Below are 2,181 nucleotides of genomic sequence, written 5' to 3' on the forward strand. Positions count from 1 at the left end.
GTAAATTTTCAGCGTTGCTGGCTCCCCGTCAGCCGGATTGGGTTGCATCGCAGGGGTGTCGAAAGAGTCAACTGCGGTCCAAAGCTGTTGGACTTGGGTGAAAAGGGCGTTTATTCTTCCTATACGTGAACCGCATCCTACGGAATGAGTAACCCTTGCCCTATTGTGAGTAGAACGTCGTATAATTCAAACGAAAGCAGTTAATAGGTATGAAATATCACAGCACAAAAGAGCGACAGGACATGTTTAGATGATGTTATTATAAAATAATAACATCATGGATGAATAAAAAATAATTTTCTATCTTTACAACTATGTTATACTTCTATGATAAGGCTATGATGGCAAAGCCTTGGTTTTCCTAATCAAATAGTCGCCGAGATGGCTTCAATGCGACAGTAGGTCTACTGTCTCACAATTAATTCATGTATCAGATTTTTGTTCCCTGATGGGAAGTGTTATCCATACGAAAAGAATATGGGTAAAGTGTTACACCTGTATATGACATTCAGAATGTCCTGTCGGGGGAACTGGTACCAATTTAATAAAAGAAAACAGTATAGAAATGACAATCGAAGATATGCAAACATTAGCCCTAGAGCATGGGCTGAGAATTTCGGAAGAGATGAGCGTCAATGAGATGGGCATCGACTTTAGAGTTGCCTTTGTAAAGGAAGTAAACGGTGAGAACTGGGTACTCCGTATACCTCGAAGAAGCGATATGCTTGAACAAATCGAAAATGAAAGTAGAATATTGGATTTAGCCAAAAGAAACCTGTCGATCAATGTCCCTGATTGGAAAATTGTATCGGAGCGCCTAATAGCCTACCCTTTACTGGAGGATGCGCCTGCTCTGACATTCGATGCGATAACACATGAGGTTTCTTGGAACATAGATCGCGATAGCATAGCTTATGTGGAGTCTCTGGCAAAATCATTGGCCGAATTACATCGTATTACAGCTGACGATGTGAGAAAGAGCAACTTGAAAATAATGACTCCAAGTGAATTGAGGACCGAAATAGCTGACCGTATCCACTTGGTGAAATCTGAGATAGGTATCAGCGAGCCGTTGGAAAACAGATACCGTAGATGGTTGGACAATGACCCTTTGTGGCCTGAATTCACTTGTTTCATCCATGGCGATCTCTATGCAGGGCATGTCTTAACCTCGAAGGAAGGTAAGACCTCTGGTATCATAGATTGGTCTACTGCGCATATGGGTGATCCTGCACTGGACTTTTCTGGTCACGTATCGGTTTTTGGAGAGGATAGCCTGAAGAGTTTGATAACGGAGTATGCTAAACAAGGCGGAACGATATGGGATAGGCTCTACGAACAATCTATAGAGAGGGCTGCTGCAGCTCCATTAGCATATGGCGCTTTTGCGGTAGAGTGCAACGACGATAATCATATCAATGCCGCCAGAGCAGCCTTAGGTATTGTTCAATAAAATGATGTGAGGATACTTTTTTAAATGCTAAAATAGGAGTTCGATTGGTGCCACTTAAGAGTATCATTGATTTCTATTTTAGCCAGTATCCTCCACTTTTAGGAGCTCCTCGAAACTCGATTTTATGATCATCTCTTAAGATTTTGAGCCACCGCTCTACTATCTTGACAGGAACTAATAGCTCGTTTACTAAAAATGGTGCACGCTTTCCTGGATTAGTTCTTATCTGATTAAATAGTAGATTTACTCCCTCATTAGATTCGAAAAGTAGCTTTGATGAGACAATAACTCGAAAACCGTGCTGGAAATTTTCAAAGACAGGGGGACGCAGACCATAGGATGCGAAGCCTTCTTGGATTCGTTTGATGCCTGACCCATATTTTTCAATAAAATGCGCTTCTTTGAACGTGGCAGATATCCTTTTATTGCGCGCCCATGGCGAGTAATCTTCACGAAGAAGCTGATCAATCGTTAAGTTATCAGCTAAACCACCTGGATTGAAAAACTCTATGGAATTGTAATACACCCTGATTATGGAATCGGCAAATTAATTTGGACTTGGGTGAAAAGGGCGTTTATTCTTCCTATTACGTTGTCGGCAGCGGGCCAAAAAGGAATACGTCCATGCCCATCGAGGTGAAACCGGCTGTGAGCGCGGGTTCAAGCATATAGCCCGACAGGCGCGTATCCTTGCCGATCACGACACGATGGCGGTGGTCACCGCGACG

Annotated in this window: 2 protein-coding genes and 1 pseudogene; 1 reads left to right on the forward strand and 2 read right to left on the reverse strand. The window is 42.7% G+C overall.

Annotated elements, in window-relative coordinates; genetic code table 11:
• Nucleotides 1–565 precede the first annotated feature (565 nt).
• The gene (gene mph / locus E2K52_RS14195; RefSeq protein ID WP_071830579.1) at nt 566–1,453 is read left to right on the forward strand and encodes an Mph(E)/Mph(G) family macrolide 2'-phosphotransferase; all 888 of its coding nucleotides are present in this window, start codon (nt 566–568) and stop codon (nt 1,451–1,453) included.
• A gap of 73 nt (nt 1,454–1,526) precedes the next feature.
• On the opposite strand, the gene E2K52_RS14200 is transcribed toward mph, so the two are convergent.
• Together E2K52_RS14200 and E2K52_RS15645 are read right to left on the reverse strand one after the other, a co-directional pair.
• Nucleotides 1,527–1,979, reverse strand: a complete 453-nt coding sequence (locus E2K52_RS14200; protein ID WP_161981143.1) for an ATP-binding protein — start codon at nt 1,977–1,979, stop codon at nt 1,527–1,529.
• Between the two features lie 67 nt (nt 1,980–2,046).
• Nucleotides 2,047–2,181 (reverse strand): annotated as a pseudogene (locus tag E2K52_RS15645) (hypothetical protein); the annotation flags it as partial.

This window comes from Acinetobacter sp. RF14B, assembly GCF_006864105.1.
GTDB lineage: Bacteria > Pseudomonadota > Gammaproteobacteria > Pseudomonadales > Moraxellaceae > Acinetobacter > Acinetobacter lwoffii_C.

Excerpts from the sequence above, each read along its gene's own strand:
- mph (WP_071830579.1), top strand. The coding sequence starts at position 566 with ATGACAATCGAAGATATGCAAACATTAGCCCTAGAGCATGGGCTGAGA.